The 13,237-nt window shown below is 65.1% G+C and carries 14 protein-coding genes; 9 read left to right on the forward strand and 5 right to left on the reverse strand.

Going from position 1 to position 13,237, the window contains the following annotated elements:
* Positions 1-84: 84 nt before the first annotated feature.
* Both dprA and tldD read right to left on the reverse strand, forming a co-directional pair.
* Complete coding sequence (gene dprA / locus ACP15I_RS01915; RefSeq protein ID WP_424973679.1) at positions 85-1,233, reverse strand: DNA-processing protein DprA; 1,149 nt, start codon at positions 1,231-1,233, stop codon at positions 85-87.
* Positions 1,234-1,498: 265 nt separating this feature from the next.
* The gene (gene tldD, locus ACP15I_RS01920) at positions 1,499-2,920 is read right to left on the reverse strand and encodes a metalloprotease TldD (protein ID WP_424964652.1); all 1,422 of its coding nucleotides are present in this window, start codon (positions 2,918-2,920) and stop codon (positions 1,499-1,501) included.
* Between the two features lie 198 nt (positions 2,921-3,118).
* Between tldD and coxB the strand changes: the two genes are divergently transcribed.
* From coxB to ACP15I_RS01965, 9 genes are all read left to right on the forward strand, one after another.
* Positions 3,119-3,973, forward strand: coding sequence for a cytochrome c oxidase subunit II (gene coxB / locus ACP15I_RS01925; RefSeq protein ID WP_424964651.1), 855 nt, complete (start codon positions 3,119-3,121; stop codon positions 3,971-3,973).
* Positions 3,974-4,054: 81 nt separating this feature from the next.
* Entirely contained in the window at positions 4,055-5,002 is a 948-nt protein-coding gene (gene cyoE / locus ACP15I_RS01930; protein ID WP_424973681.1) for a heme o synthase, read from the forward strand.
* A 3-nt stretch (positions 5,003-5,005) separates the two neighbouring features.
* Entirely contained in the window at positions 5,006-5,191 is a 186-nt protein-coding gene (locus ACP15I_RS01935) for a hypothetical protein (protein ID WP_424973682.1), read from the forward strand.
* On the forward strand, positions 5,188-5,802 hold the full coding sequence (locus ACP15I_RS01940; protein WP_424973683.1) for a cytochrome c oxidase assembly protein: 615 nt from the start codon (positions 5,188-5,190) through the stop codon (positions 5,800-5,802). The genes ACP15I_RS01935 and ACP15I_RS01940 overlap by 4 nt, the downstream gene beginning before the upstream one ends.
* A 21-nt stretch (positions 5,803-5,823) precedes the next feature.
* The gene (locus ACP15I_RS01945; RefSeq protein WP_424964647.1) at positions 5,824-6,630 is read left to right on the forward strand and encodes a cytochrome c oxidase subunit 3; all 807 of its coding nucleotides are present in this window, start codon (positions 5,824-5,826) and stop codon (positions 6,628-6,630) included.
* Positions 6,631-6,729: 99 nt separating this feature from the next.
* Positions 6,730-7,428, forward strand: a complete 699-nt coding sequence (locus ACP15I_RS01950; RefSeq protein WP_424973684.1) for an SURF1 family protein — start codon at positions 6,730-6,732, stop codon at positions 7,426-7,428.
* A 9-nt stretch (positions 7,429-7,437) separates the two neighbouring features.
* Positions 7,438-8,829, forward strand: a complete 1,392-nt coding sequence (thrC, locus tag ACP15I_RS01955; RefSeq protein WP_424973685.1) for a threonine synthase — start codon at positions 7,438-7,440, stop codon at positions 8,827-8,829.
* Complete coding sequence (locus ACP15I_RS01960) at positions 8,826-10,106, forward strand: M16 family metallopeptidase (protein ID WP_424973686.1); 1,281 nt, start codon at positions 8,826-8,828, stop codon at positions 10,104-10,106. Before thrC ends, ACP15I_RS01960 begins: the two co-directional genes overlap by 4 nt.
* Complete coding sequence (locus ACP15I_RS01965; protein ID WP_424964643.1) at positions 10,106-10,690, forward strand: GNAT family N-acetyltransferase; 585 nt, start codon at positions 10,106-10,108, stop codon at positions 10,688-10,690. Before ACP15I_RS01960 ends, ACP15I_RS01965 begins: the two co-directional genes overlap by 1 nt.
* Positions 10,691-10,760: 70 nt before the next feature.
* Here ACP15I_RS01965 and infC read toward each other — a convergent pair whose 3' ends face one another.
* The 3 genes from infC to ACP15I_RS01980 all read right to left on the reverse strand — a co-directional run bounded on the left by infC (position 10,761) and on the right by ACP15I_RS01980 (position 13,217).
* Positions 10,761-11,306 carry a translation initiation factor IF-3 gene (gene infC / locus ACP15I_RS01970; protein WP_424965409.1) on the reverse strand — a complete coding sequence of 182 codons (546 nt, stop codon included), beginning with the start codon at positions 11,304-11,306 and terminating at the stop codon, positions 10,761-10,763.
* A gap of 167 nt (positions 11,307-11,473) precedes the next feature.
* Positions 11,474-12,067, reverse strand: a complete 594-nt coding sequence (locus ACP15I_RS01975; protein ID WP_424973687.1) for a class IV adenylate cyclase — start codon at positions 12,065-12,067, stop codon at positions 11,474-11,476.
* 289 nt (positions 12,068-12,356) lie between these two features.
* Positions 12,357-13,217, reverse strand: coding sequence for a ferredoxin--NADP reductase (locus ACP15I_RS01980; RefSeq protein WP_424964641.1), 861 nt, complete (start codon positions 13,215-13,217; stop codon positions 12,357-12,359).
* Between the last annotated feature and the right edge of the window lie 20 nt (positions 13,218-13,237).

The following is a 13,237-nucleotide window of genomic DNA, read 5'->3' on the forward strand; positions in this document are numbered from 1 at the left end:
GCTTGCGAATGAATGTCAATGCCGGGCGGGCTGCGCAAGGGTCGCATGGGCGGTCCGCTGCCGCGAAAGCACAGCCCGTCAGGCTCAGCCCCGCAGGCTCAGAAAGCCGCCCGGCGCCCGGGTAATCGTGCCCGACATCTCCAGTTCGACCAGTGCGGCATTGACCGGTGCCGCGGGCAGGCCGAGGGCGCGGATGACCTGATCCTCGGGCAGGGGAGCCGCGCCGAGATGGGCGAGGATCCGGCCCCGCAGCTCGTCCATGGGCGGGGTCTTTTGCGGCATGGGGGGCGCGGTCTCGGGGGGCTCCAGCGGCAGAAGGCCCTGGGGCAGGCTGGGCGGCAGGGCCAGCAAAATGTCCTCGGCATTGCGCACCAGCGTCGCGCCTTCGCGCAAAAGCTGGTTGCAGCCTGCCGCGCGCCCGTCGAACGGGTGGCCCGGCGCGGCCATCACCTCGCGCCCTTGGTCGGCCGCGTCCCGCGCGGTCAGCAGGCTACCCGACTTAATCGCCGCCTCGACCACGACCACGGCGCGGGACAGGCCCGAGATCAGCCGGTTGCGCCGGGGAAAGTGCCGCGCCTGGGGCTGCATCCCCATGGGCTGCTCTGACACGATCAGGCCCTTCTGGGCGATCTGCTTGTAAAGTTTCAGGTTTTCCTGTGGGTAGATGACATCGACCCCGCCGGCCACGACGGCTATCGTCCCGGTCTCGAGCGAGGCGTCATGGACCGCGGTGTCGATGCCGCGCGCGAGACCGGACACGGTCAGCAACCCCTCCGTCCCGACCCCCTTGGCAAAGGCGCGGGCGAGCCGCTGTCCCAGGGCAGAGGCATTGCGCGCGCCCACAAGCGCGAGGCAGGGCCGTTTGAGAAAGTCGAGATCCCCGAGACACCACAGGAGCGGCGGCGCATCCTCGATCTCCGCCAGCACCGGCGAATAGAGCGCCCCGCCAAAGGCCGCGAGCCGCGCGCCCTTCTTGCGCCCGGCGGCATATTCCCGTTCCACCCGGTCGCGAGGAATGAGCTGATAATCCTTCAGGCCAGCCGACGCGGTCACCTGGGGCAATGCCTCCATCGCGGCGCGGGCCGTGCCGTGTTCGCTCAGCAGTTTGTGGAAGGTCACCGGGCCGATCCGCGGGCTGCGCAGCAATTGCAGCCAGTCCAGCGCTTCATCGACAGAGGTGGGGGCGGCGTAATCCGTGCGAACCGGCTGATCCGGTGCGATATCCTTGGCCATGGCTCAAGCGTCCTCTTGGCAGATGGTCTGCCCGACGCCTGTTTCACGGGAAGACTGGATCAGACGAATGCCGGGAGGGGTTGCCTGCGCCCCAAGTCTGAGGTGGTGCGAGGGTGGGTGGGTCGACAGAGACACAAGGCACCCGACATCCGCCTGATCTGGAGACAGATTGCCCTTAAGAATCTTAACGTTGAGTAAAAACTTTCCAAAAATCTGCTTTGAAAGTCACTTTTTCGCCCGATTGAATTCCGGGCCTCGCGGCGGCTCAGGTAGCTGAGCCGCCGACGGTCAATCCGCCGATCATCAGGGTCGGCTGGCCGACCCCGACAGGCACCCATTGGCCCGCCTTGCCGCAATTGCCCATGCCCGGATCGAGGGCCATGTCATTGCCGATTCCGCGCACCTGTTGCATGGCCGTGGGACCGTCGCCGATCAGGGTCGCGCCTTTGACCGGCGCACCGACCTTGCCGTTGCGAACCCGGTAGGCCTCGGTGCAGGAGAAGACGAACTTGCCGCTGGTGATATCCACCTGACCGCCGCCGAAGCCGACCGCATAGATCCCATCCTTGAGGTCCGCCACGATATCCGCCGGGGCCGCATCACCGCCCAGCATATAGGTGTTGGTCATCCGGGGCATCGGGATATGGGCGTAGCTTTCGCGCCGTCCATTACCGGTGGGCGACACCCCCATGAGCCGGGCGTTCTGGCGATCCTGCATGTAGCCCACAAGGATGCCATCCTCGATCAGCACGGTCTTGCCCGAGGGCGTGCCCTCGTCATCCACTGTGAGCGAGCCGCGCCGGTCCGGGATGGTGCCGTCATCGAGTACGGTGACCCCGGGCGCGGCCACGCGCTGGCCCATGAGCCCGGCAAAGGCCGAGGATTCCTTGCGGTTGAAATCCCCTTCGAGCCCGTGGCCCACGGCCTCGTGCAGCAGGATCCCCGGCCAGCCCGGGCCCAGCACCACATCCATCACGCCCGCCGGCGCAGGCTCGGCCGAGAGGTTCACCACGGCAACCCGCAACGCCTCGCGCGCGGTGTCCTGCCAATGATCGGCGCTCATCAGGCTGGTCAGGCCGTAGCGCCCGCCACCCCCGGCCGAGCCGCTCTCGCGGCGGCCATCCTGCTCGACGATGACCGAGATGTTGAGCCGGGTCATGGGGCGGACATCGCGGACCCAATGCCCCTCGGGGCGCAGGATCTCGACCTCCTGGATCGAGGCCGCGAGGGAGGCTGAAACCTGCACCACACGCGGATCGAGCGCGCGGGCAAAGGCATCGATTTCGCGCAGGGTGTCGATCTTGACCCCGAAGGCGGCGCCGTCCATCGGGTTTTCATCGGTATAGAGCTTCTGGTTGGTGGCCTGGGGCGGGGCGGCCATCACGCCGCCGCCATCACCCACGGCCAGCCGCGCGGTGGTCGAGGCCCGGCGCAGGGCCTGTTCCGAAAGCTCGGTGGAATGGGCGTAGCCCGCCGTCTCGCCCCGCACCGCACGCAGGCCGAATCCCTCGGATGCGTCGTAATTCGCGGTCTTGATACGACCATCGTCTAAGAGCAGGGATTCGGAGCGCCGGCGTTCGAGGAAAAGCTCGCCATCATCGGCGCCAGCCACCGCTTCGCGCAGGATCGACAGCGCGATCTCGCGATCCAGTGCCGTATCGAAAGGTCGGAATGCAGTGTCAGGCATCGCAGGATTTCCTTGATCCATGTCAAATCGCGACAGGAGAACGCAGGGCAGGTTCTTGTCTGGGCCATTCATATATGGTTCACACGGATGCAGGACACAACGGCATACCAGAGCAGCTGCTCGTGATGCTGGCGCGCTGAGGCGCATCGACCAGACCAATAGGAGCGGCAGCGGCCGCGACAAGACAGGAAACGACCAATGGCAAACATGACCCGGATCACCGGCGTTCTGGCGGCTGCGATGGCCGCAATTGGCGCGCCCGCCCTGGCAGATAACCGCGAAGGCATGGAGATTATCGGCCAGCCGCTGCCCGGTGGGGTCGGCTTTCAGCCCGCCGCAACCGAGCTGGCGCGCGAGCTGCAATGGCTCGACGGCATGCTGCTGGTGCTGATCACCGTGATCGTGCTCTTCGTGACGGCGCTGATCGCCTGGACGATCATCCGCCACAACGCCAAGGCGAACCCGACGCCGGCGCGCTTCAGCCACAACACCCCGATCGAGGTGACCTGGACCGTGGTGCCGATCCTGATCCTCGTCTTCATCGGCGCGTTCTCCCTGCCGGTGCTGTTCAAGCAGCAGGAGATCCCGGAAGCCGAGGTCACCATCAAGGCGACCGGCTACCAGTGGTACTGGGGCTACGAGTATCCCGAGCATGATTTCGGCTTCGAAAGCTTCATGCTGGATCGTGCCGCACTTGAGGAATACGGCTATTCGGACGAGCAGTACCTGCTGGCCACGGACACCGCCGTTGTCGTCCCCGTGGACACGACTGTCGTGATCCAGGTGACCGCTGCGGACGTGATCCACTCCTGGACCATTCCGGCCTTCGGCGTGAAGCAGGACGGTGTTCCGGGCCGCCTCGCGGAGCTGTGGTTCTCTGCCGAGAAGGAAGGCATCTATTTTGGTCAGTGCTCCGAGCTTTGCGGCAAGGACCATGCCTATATGCCGATCACCGTGAAAGTCGTCAGCAAAGAGGCCTATGCCGAGTGGCTCGAGACCGCTGTCGCCGAGTATAACGGCACGCCGCGCAGCGTAGAGTACGCAGCGCGCTGATCCTTCCTGCCGGGGCGGTCTGCGCCCCGGTCCTCCGGCCCCCAGGCCGGTTCATGACATGCCAGTGGATGACTCGAACCCATGAGTGACGCCAGCTTTGACAGATCCGCCCCCCTGAGCGGCGAAGGCAGTTTCGGAGACTATTTCGCGTTGCTGAAACCGCGGGTGATGTCGCTCGTGGTGTTCACCGCGCTGGTCGGCCTGCTGGTCGCGCCGGTTTCGGTGAACCCGATTGTCGGCTTCTGCGCGATCCTTTTCATCGCCATCGGGGCAGGGGCTTCCGGGGCCCTGAACATGTGGTGGGACGCGGATATCGACGTCATCATGAAGCGAACCGCGCGCCGTCCCGTCCCGGCGGGCAAGGTGCAGGCCGGTGAGGCGCTGGCCCTGGGCCTCGGGCTCTCGGGTCTGTCGGTGGTGATGCTGGCGCTGGCCACGAACCTGCTGGCGGCGGCGCTGCTGGCCTTCACGATCTTCTTTTACGCCGTGGTCTATTCAATGTGGCTCAAACGCTCGACGCCGCAGAACATCGTGATCGGGGGCGCTGCGGGTGCCTTCCCTCCGATGATCGGCTGGGTCGCAGCCACAGGCTCGATCAGTGTTGAGGCCGTGCTGATGTTCTCGCTGATCTTCATGTGGACGCCGCCCCACTTCTGGGCGCTGGCGCTGTTCATGAAGGCCGATTACCACAATGCGGGGGTGCCGATGCTGACGGTCACCCATGGCCGCAAGGTCACCCGGACCCATATCCTCGTCTATACGATCCTGCTGGCCCCCGTGGCGCTGGGCCTCGCGCTCACCCCCGTGGCCGGGCCGCTGTATCTGGCGACGGCCGTGGTTCTGAACGCGATCTTCCTCAAGGGCGCGCTGGACATCTGGCGCCGCGACGAGACCGCCGCCGAGGCGGATAACTACGCGACCGAGAAAAAGTTCTTCAAATTCTCGCTTCTGTATCTGGCACTGCATTTCGGGGCCCTGCTGGTCGAGGGCATCCTCACCCGCAGCGGGCTCTGGACCATGGGAGGGTAAGGCATGTCATTCGGGAAAGACCACGAGCTGCACACGCGGCGCGCGGGACGGAATTTCGGGGTGGCGGGCCTGCTGATCGGGTTTGCGGCCATCGTGTTCGGTCTGACGGTTGCCAAGGTGACCGAGGACGGCCCGGTCGAAGGGTTCGATCACGTCGCCCGCCCGGCTCTGGTGGAGCGCGTCGAATGAGTGACGCACAGATCCCCCAGCCGAACCACGGCAAGACCGCGCTCAAGCTGGTCGGCGTGGTTGTCACCATGGGCGCGCTGGCCTGGGCCGCGGTGCCGTTCTACGACTGGTTCTGCCGTGTCACCGGGTTTGGCGGCACGACGAACACCGCCGAGACCGGGTCGGAAGTGATCCTGGACCGGACCATCAAGATCAAGTTCGATGCGTCGCTCGAGCGTGACATGCCTTGGAGCTTCAAGCCCACGGTGCACGAGGTCGAGATCCGTATCGGCGAGACCGGGCTGGCCTTCTACGAGGCCCACAACCCCACCGATGAGCCCGTGGCCGGTTCGGCCAGCTACAACGTGGCGCCCTTCAATGCGGGCGGGTATTTCACCAAGATCGACTGCTTCTGCTTCGAAGAGCAGGTGCTGCAGCCCGGCGAGACCGTGCTCATGCCCGTTACCTTCTTCGTGGATCCCGAGATCATCGAGGATGACGAGGCCGCCGCAAACAGCCACATCACCCTGTCTTACACGTTCTACCAGATCGATCTGCCCGAGCGGGTGGAGGACACCGCCGCCATGACGCCCGACGCCGCCCCGGCACCGACGCGTACGAGCTATAACTGACCTGCCTGAGGAGAGCCCCCTATGGCACATGAAAAAAATCACGATTATCACATTCTGCCACCTTCGGTCTGGCCCTTTGTCGGCGCGGTTGGCGGCTTCATCATGCTGTTCGGGGCCACGCTCTGGATGAAGGGCATGCCTCCGTTCATGTTCATCGCGGGCCTTCTGACCGTGCTGGTGACCATGTTCGGCTGGTGGACCGAGGTGGTCCGCGAGAGCCATGCGGGCGACCACACCCCGGTGGTGCGCATCGGCCTGCGCTATGGCTTCATCTTCTTCATCATGTCCGAGGTCATGTTCTTCGCGGCGTGGTTCTGGAGCTTCTTCAAGCACGCGCTCTACCCGATGGATCCCGGTGGCATGAGCCCGGCCATCGATGGTGTCTGGCCGCCGGCCGGGATCGAGACCTTTGATCCCTGGCACCTGCCGCTGATCAACACGCTGATCCTGCTCTGCTCTGGCGCGGCCGCCACCTGGGCGCACCACGCGCTGGTCCATGAGGACAACAAGCAGGACATGAAGACGGGCCTCTTGCTGGCCATCGGCCTCGGCGTGATCTTCACCGCCTTCCAGGCCTATGAGTATGGCCATGCAGCTTTCAGCTTCTCCGGCAACATCTATGGCGCGAACTTCTTCATGGCGACGGGCTTCCACGGCGCGCATGTGATCATCGGGACCATCTTCCTGTTCGTCTGCTACCTGCGGGTGCGGCGCGACCACTTCACCGCCGACAAGCATATCGGCTTCGAGGCGGCGGCCTGGTACTGGCACTTCGTGGACGTGGTCTGGCTGTTCCTCTTTGCAGCCGTCTATGTCTGGGGCGGCTGACGCCCGGCTCTGAGTTGTTTGTGCGGCCGGGACTTGTCCCGGCCGTTTCTCTTTTGGCGACCGGCCCCGTGTGATCCAGGCCGGGGGTGAGGAAATCCGATGCGGCGTATGGCCATTCCGTTGGCGTTTGGGGTGATCGGCACGCTGATCCTGTTGGCGCTGGGCAATTGGCAGGTGAACCGGCTGGCCGAGAAAGAGGCCTTTCTCGCCGAGATCGACGCCCGGATTGCCGACCTGCCGGTGGAGCTTCCGGCGTCGCCGGACCCGGAGGCGGACCGCTTTCTCGCGGTGGAACTGCGCGGCACCTATACGGGCGAAGAGATCGACGTGCTGGCCAGCGCCAAGGGCATCGGCGCGGCCTACCGGGTGATCTCGGTCTTCGAGACGGAGGAGGGGCGCCGGGTGCTGGTCGATCGCGGCTTCCTGCCCGTGGCCCGACGGGAGACCCTCCGCGACTTCCCCGAGGCCCGACTGCAGGGCAACCTGCACTGGCCCGATGAGGTGGACGGGTTCACCCCCGAGCCCGATGCCGCCAGCAACACCTGGTTCGCCCGCGAGGTGCCGGCCCTGGCCGCCACCCTGAACACCGAGCCGGTCCTGCTCATCCTGCGCGCCACCTCCGAGCCTGCGCCTTTCGCGACACCCTATCCGCTGGACAGCAGCGGGATCCCCAATGACCATCTCGAATACGCCGTAACGTGGTTTTCCCTCGCAGCGGTCTGGTTCGGGATGACTCTCTATTTCCTGTGGCGTATGAGGCGCTCGGAACGACGTAACGACAGCCCTGAGGCTGAGTAAGGCACGGTGATGCGGTATATCTCTACCCGGGGGCAGGCCCCGGCGATGGCTTTTCACGAGGCGATGCTGGCGGGGCTCGCCAGTGACGGGGGGCTATACGTGCCCGAGACCGTCCCGACGCTGAGCCCGGACGAGATCCGCGCCATGGCCGGTCTGTCCTATGAAGAGATCGCCTTTCGCGTGATGCGCCCCTTTATCGGCGACAGCTTCACCGATGAAGAGTTCCGCACGGATATCGCCACCGCCTATGCGGGCTTCGGCCATGATGCGCGCGCGCCGCTCAAGCAGCTCGGGCCGAACCACTTCCTGCTGGAGCTGTTCCACGGTCCGACGCTGGCCTTCAAGGACTTCGCGATGCAGCTCATCGGGCAGCTCTTCCAGCGCGAGCTCGCGCGCCGGGGCAGCCGGGTGACCATCGTGGGCGCCACCTCGGGCGATACCGGCTCGGCGGCCATCGAGGCGTTCCGCGGCATTCCGGCGGTGGATGTGTTCATCCTCTATCCCCATGGCCGGGTCTCGGAGGTGCAGCGCCGCCAGATGACGACCCCCAGTGAGGACAATGTCCACGCGCTGGCCCTGCACGGGCATTTCGACGATTGCCAGGCGCGGCTGAAGGACATGTTCAACGACCACGATTTCCGCGATGGCGTGCGGCTGGCAGGGGTGAACTCGATCAACTGGGCACGGGTCCTGGCGCAGGTCGTCTATTACTTCTCGGCGGCCACCAGCCTGGGCGCGCCGGATCGCGAGATCAGCTTCACCGTGCCCACGGGCAATTTCGGGGACATCTTCGCGGGCTATATCGCCAAGCGAATGGGCCTGCCCATCGGACAGCTGGTGATTGCGACCAACCAGAACGACATCCTGCACCGCTGCCTGACAACCGGGGCCTACCAGACCGACGAGGTGATCCCCTCGATCAGCCCGTCCATGGACATTCAGGTCAGCTCGAATTTCGAACGGCTGCTCTTTGATATCTATGACCGGGACGGGGCGGCGATTGCTCAACTGATGGACGAGCTCAAGACCGCAGGCGGCTTCACCCTGTCCCAGGGGGCGCTGTCGCGTCTGCGCGAGGAGTTCGCCTCGGGCCGCGCCTCGGAGGAGGAGACCTCCGCGACGATCACCCGGGCGCGCGCCACCATGAACGAGCTGCTCTGCCCTCATTCCGCCGTGGGCGTCCATGTGGCCGAGCAGCTTGCAGCGCCCGCAACCCCCATGGTGACGCTGGCCACGGCGCATCCCGCAAAGTTCCCCGCGGCGGTCGAGGCGGCCACCGGTGTGCATCCCCCCCTTCCGCCGCGCATGGAAACCCTCTATGAGCGATCCGAGCGGGTCACCGAGGTTCCCAACGACCTGACCGCGCTGCAGACCCTGATCCGGGAGCGGATAACGACATGACCCAGACGCCTGACACGGACACCCAGCTGACCACGCTGTCCAACGGATTTCGCATCGTCTCCGAGCATATGCCCGGGTTGAAATCCGCAGCGGTCGGGATCTGGGTGCTCGCCGGAGGGCGCCATGAACGGATCGAGCAGAATGGCATTGCCCATTTCCTCGAACACATGGCCTTCAAGGGCACAGAGAAACGCTCGACCCTGGCCATCGCCGAGGCCATCGAGGATGTGGGCGGCTATATCAACGCCTATACCTCGCGCGAGGTGACCGCCTATTACGCCCGGATCCTTGAGCCGGACGTGGCGCTGGCGGTGGATGTGATCGCCGATATCCTGCGCAACCCGATTTTCGATCCGAACGAGATCGAGGTGGAGCGGGGCGTGATCCTGCAGGAGATCGGTCAGGCCCTCGACACGCCCGATGACGTGGTCTTCGACTGGCTGCAGGAACGGGCCTTTGCCGACCAGCCCATGGGGCGCACCATCCTCGGCCCGGCGGACCGGGTGCAGGGCTTTGCGCGGCAGGATTTCTATGATTTCGTGGGCGAGCATTACCGGCCCGAGACGATGATCCTTTCGGCGGCGGGTGCGGTGGACCATGCGGCCCTCGTGGCGCAGGCCGAGGCGCTCTTTGGCGATATGGGGCAGGGGCGGCGAGCCGAGGCCCAGCCGGCGACCTTTACATGCGGCGAGGCGCGCGTGATCAAGCCGCTGGAGCAGGTGCATTTCGCCATGGCCCTGCCGGGACCGGGCTATCGCGATCCGGCGATCTACACTGCGCAGCTCCATGCGACGGCGCTCGGCGGGGGCATGTCCTCGCGCCTCTTTCAGGAGATCCGCGAGAAGCGGGGCCTGTGCTATTCCATCTTCGCCCAGCCCGGCGCCTATGCGGATACGGGCATGACCACGATCTATGCGGGCACCTCCGCAGGCCAGATCGCCGAATTGTCGGACATCACCCTGCGCGAGATCCAGCGCGCCGCCGAAGACATGTCGACCCATGAGGTCGCGCGCGCCCGGGCGCAGATGAAGGCGGGTCTGCTCATGGGGCTCGAAAGCCCGTCCTCGCGGGCCGAACGTCTGGCCCGGCTGGTCGGAATCTGGGACCGGGTCCCGCCCATCGACGAGACCATCGCGCGGATCGACGCGGTCACCACCGGCGACGTCAAGGATTACGCCGCCGCCCTGTGCGAGAAGGGGGAGGTGGCCATGGCGCTCTATGGTCCGGCCGATGCCGCGCCTGATCTCGATGCAATCCGGGAGCGGCTGGCCGCCTGATGCTCCTGCGACGACCGGCAGTCAAGATCGAGACGGAGCGCATGACGCTCCGCCCGCCGGTCCATGCCGATTTCCGGGACTGGACGGCCCTGCGCGATACGAGCCGGGCGTTCCTGACCCCGTGGGAGCCCACATGGTCGCCGGACCATCTGAGCCGCAAGTCCTTCACCAATCGGGTCTATTGGGCCAACCGCTCGATCAAGGGGGGGACGGCCTATCCGCTGTTCCTGATTGACCGGAGCACGCAACGCCTGCTGGGGGCGATCACGCTGGACAATGTGAAACGGGGGCCTGCCCAATCCGCGACCCTGGGCTACTGGATCGGCGCGCCCCATGCCCGGCAGGGGTTCATGCGCGAGGCGATCACGGCCCTGACCCATTACGCCCAGAAGGAAATGGATCTCAGCCGGATCGAGGCGGCCTGCCTGCCGGAAAACACCGCGTCGCGCGGGGCGCTCGAGAAATGCGGGTTCAAGTATGAGGGCGTCGCCCAAAGCTATCTGCAAATCGCGGGCCGCTGGCGGAACCATGTGCTCTATGCGAACCTGCGGCTCGACCGCCGGGGCCGCACGGATGTGGGCTAGCACGCGCGCCTTGCGCCCATAAAAAACGCCGCCTCGGGGGGCGGCGCTTTGCGTCTCGATCAGGGGCGGCTTACTTGGTCAGCGGCCCGATCATCATGACCATCTGACGGCCTTCCATCTTGGGCATGTTCTCGACCTTGCCGGTCTCCTTGGTGTCCTCGGCCACCCGTTCCAGAAGTTCCCGGCCCAGATTCTGGTGTGCCATCTCGCGGCCCCGGAAGCGCAGGGTGACTTTCACCTTGTCGCCATTCTCGAGGAATTTGAACACGTTGCGCATCTTGACCTCGTAGTCATGCGTGTCGGTGTTCGGGCGGAATTTGACTTCCTTGACCTCGATGGTCTTCTGCTTCTTGCGGGCTTCGCTCTCGCGTTTCTGCTGTTCGTATTTGAACTTGCCGAAATCCATGATCTTGCAGACCGGCGGATTTGCGTTTGGCGAGATCTCCACCAGATCGAGACCGGCCTCTTCGGCCATCCGCATGGCTTCGCGGGGGCTGACCACGCCGACATTCTCACCGTCAGCATCAATCAGTCGAATTTCAGGGGCGCGGATGCGCCCGTTTACGCGGGGGCCAGTGTCACGTTGCGGCGGAGCGTTATGGGGTCTGCGGGCTATCGGTTTGGTCCTTGTATCGTTCACCGTTTGAGTGGGCGAAGGTAAGCGCTAAGCGGCGCGCGATCAAGCGGGTAATGCAGGGCGCGTTTCGCAGCTGGGGCGGGGTCCTGCGCGCGATATGGGCCGGAATGCCCGCGTCCAGAGGATCCGGGAACCGGCGTCGCGCCTCAGTCGGGATGCTGCTGCAGCGCGCGATAGGACTGCGTGACCAGCGCCTCGTCCTCCAGACCGAGGGACCGGGCGGCGGCGCGCACATCCCGGCGCATCGTCTCCAGCGCTTCGGTGTCATCGGTCATCGCGGCGACTTCGACAAAGGTGCCGAGCCCCTCAACACGGTCCAGCGTCACATGCTGCGCGCCCAGAAAGTAGATGTCGCGCTGTTTGGTGATCGACAGCGTCTGCTCGAAACCAAGCGACTGCAGCATCGCCAGCGCGGGTGCAAAGGCCGGAAGGTCCATGGCCAGGCAGGCATCCGGTGCCGGACCCTTGGAGATCCAGAGCACCCGCCCGGAGGGCCGCATCTCGCGCAGCACCTGGGTCTGGGCATTGGCGGCAAGCCGTCCATCACCGAGATCGAGAAAGACATCGGTCTCTTCATTTCCCAGCACGAAGGGCACCGCATACAGTTGCGCCAACCGGCGGCGCAGCGGGGCCAGATCCGGCACCTCGAACTTTAACTCCACCTCGTGCCGCCCTTTGAAGTGATCGCCCGGGTCGGCGAGCATGCCCTTTCTGGCGAGGTCTGCGCTGTGATTGGTCATCGCGGTGGCGTCCTTGGTTCGTGTGAGATCCGTCTAGCAATGCGCAGGGCGAACACAAGCGCTGAGCAGGCATTGCCGCGCGCCGCGGGCCGGTTGTCGCGCGATGCCGAACATCCAGAGCAAGGCGCCTAGATACGCAGCATCCGGTGGATTTCGCTCGGACGCGCTATCGCCCCGACGGACACGCAGCTCCGCAGGCCGGGGGTTTGCATAGGGTGCGGGGAGGGCAAACAAGAACGCCCACCGAACATGTCGGTGGGCGCTCTTGCGTTTCGAATGGAGGAGAGGCTCAGTCGAGGAAGGCCTTCTCGACCACGTAATGGGCAGGCTTGGAGTTTGCCCCTTCCTCGAGCCCGTAGCTTTCCAGCATCGCCTTGAGCTCCAGGTTGAAGGCGAGGTTGCCGCAGATCATCGCCCGGTCCGTTTCGGGGCTGAGCACCGGCACATCCAGATCCTCGAAGCACTCGCCCGAGTTCATCAGGTCGGTGATCCGGCCCATCTTGGGGCTCTCTTCGCGGGTGGTGGTCGGGTAGTATTTGATCTTCTTCCAGAAGCCCTCGCCGATCACCTCGTTCAGCAGCTCGTCTTCCTTGAGGGCCTCGATCAGCTCGCGCCCATAGGTCAGCTCGCCCGCCTCACGGCAGGTATGGGTGATGATGACCTCGTCGTAATCCTCGTAGGTCTGCGGCTCGCGCAGCAGGCTCGCAAAGGGCGCAAAGCCGGTGCCCGTGGCAAAGAACCAGATCCGCTTGCCGGGGATCAGCGCGTCATGGACGAGCGTGCCCACGGGCTTAGGCCGCAGGATGATCTCTTCGCCGGGCTGGATATGTTGCAGCCGCGAGGTCAGCGGGCCGTCGGGCACCTTGATCGAGTAGAACTCCAGCTCCTCATCCCAGGACGGGGAGGCGATGGAATAGGCCCGCAGCAGCGGTTTCTGCTTGCCGGTTTTCGGGTCCGGATCGCCCATCAGGCCGATCATCACGAACTCGCCCGACCGGAACCGCAGGGTCTGCGGCCGGGTCACACGGAAGGAAAACAGACGGTCTGTATAGTGCTGAACGGCGGTGACGGTCTGCGCATCGGGCAGCGTGGGAACTTTGATCGGAGTTGCGTCGGTCACGGTACGGGCCACATCGGTTGGTTTATTCATGCTGTCTACTGAGGTTGACA

The organism is Dinoroseobacter sp. S124A (genome assembly GCF_049801015.1).
Classification (GTDB): domain Bacteria; phylum Pseudomonadota; class Alphaproteobacteria; order Rhodobacterales; family Rhodobacteraceae; genus Dinoroseobacter.

Coding starts and splice junctions, on each gene's coding strand:
- ACP15I_RS01965 (WP_424964643.1), top strand. CDS start 10,106: ATGCTCCTGCGACGACCGGCAGTCAAGATCGAGACGGAGCGCATGACG.
- ACP15I_RS01960 (WP_424973686.1), top strand. CDS start 8,826: ATGACCCAGACGCCTGACACGGACACCCAGCTGACCACGCTGTCCAAC.
- ACP15I_RS01935 (WP_424973682.1), top strand. CDS start 5,006: ATGTCATTCGGGAAAGACCACGAGCTGCACACGCGGCGCGCGGGACGG.
- ACP15I_RS01940 (WP_424973683.1), top strand. CDS start 5,188: ATGAGTGACGCACAGATCCCCCAGCCGAACCACGGCAAGACCGCGCTC.
- ACP15I_RS01945 (WP_424964647.1), top strand. CDS start 5,824: ATGGCACATGAAAAAAATCACGATTATCACATTCTGCCACCTTCGGTC.
- thrC (WP_424973685.1), top strand. CDS start 7,438: ATGCGGTATATCTCTACCCGGGGGCAGGCCCCGGCGATGGCTTTTCAC.
- coxB (WP_424964651.1), top strand. CDS start 3,119: ATGGCAAACATGACCCGGATCACCGGCGTTCTGGCGGCTGCGATGGCC.
- ACP15I_RS01980 (WP_424964641.1), bottom strand. CDS start 13,217: ATGAATAAACCAACCGATGTGGCCCGTACCGTGACCGACGCAACTCCG.
- cyoE (WP_424973681.1), top strand. CDS start 4,055: ATGAGTGACGCCAGCTTTGACAGATCCGCCCCCCTGAGCGGCGAAGGC.
- ACP15I_RS01975 (WP_424973687.1), bottom strand. CDS start 12,067: ATGACCAATCACAGCGCAGACCTCGCCAGAAAGGGCATGCTCGCCGAC.
- dprA (WP_424973679.1), bottom strand. CDS start 1,233: ATGGCCAAGGATATCGCACCGGATCAGCCGGTTCGCACGGATTACGCC.
- tldD (WP_424964652.1), bottom strand. CDS start 2,920: ATGCCTGACACTGCATTCCGACCTTTCGATACGGCACTGGATCGCGAG.
- ACP15I_RS01950 (WP_424973684.1), top strand. CDS start 6,730: ATGCGGCGTATGGCCATTCCGTTGGCGTTTGGGGTGATCGGCACGCTG.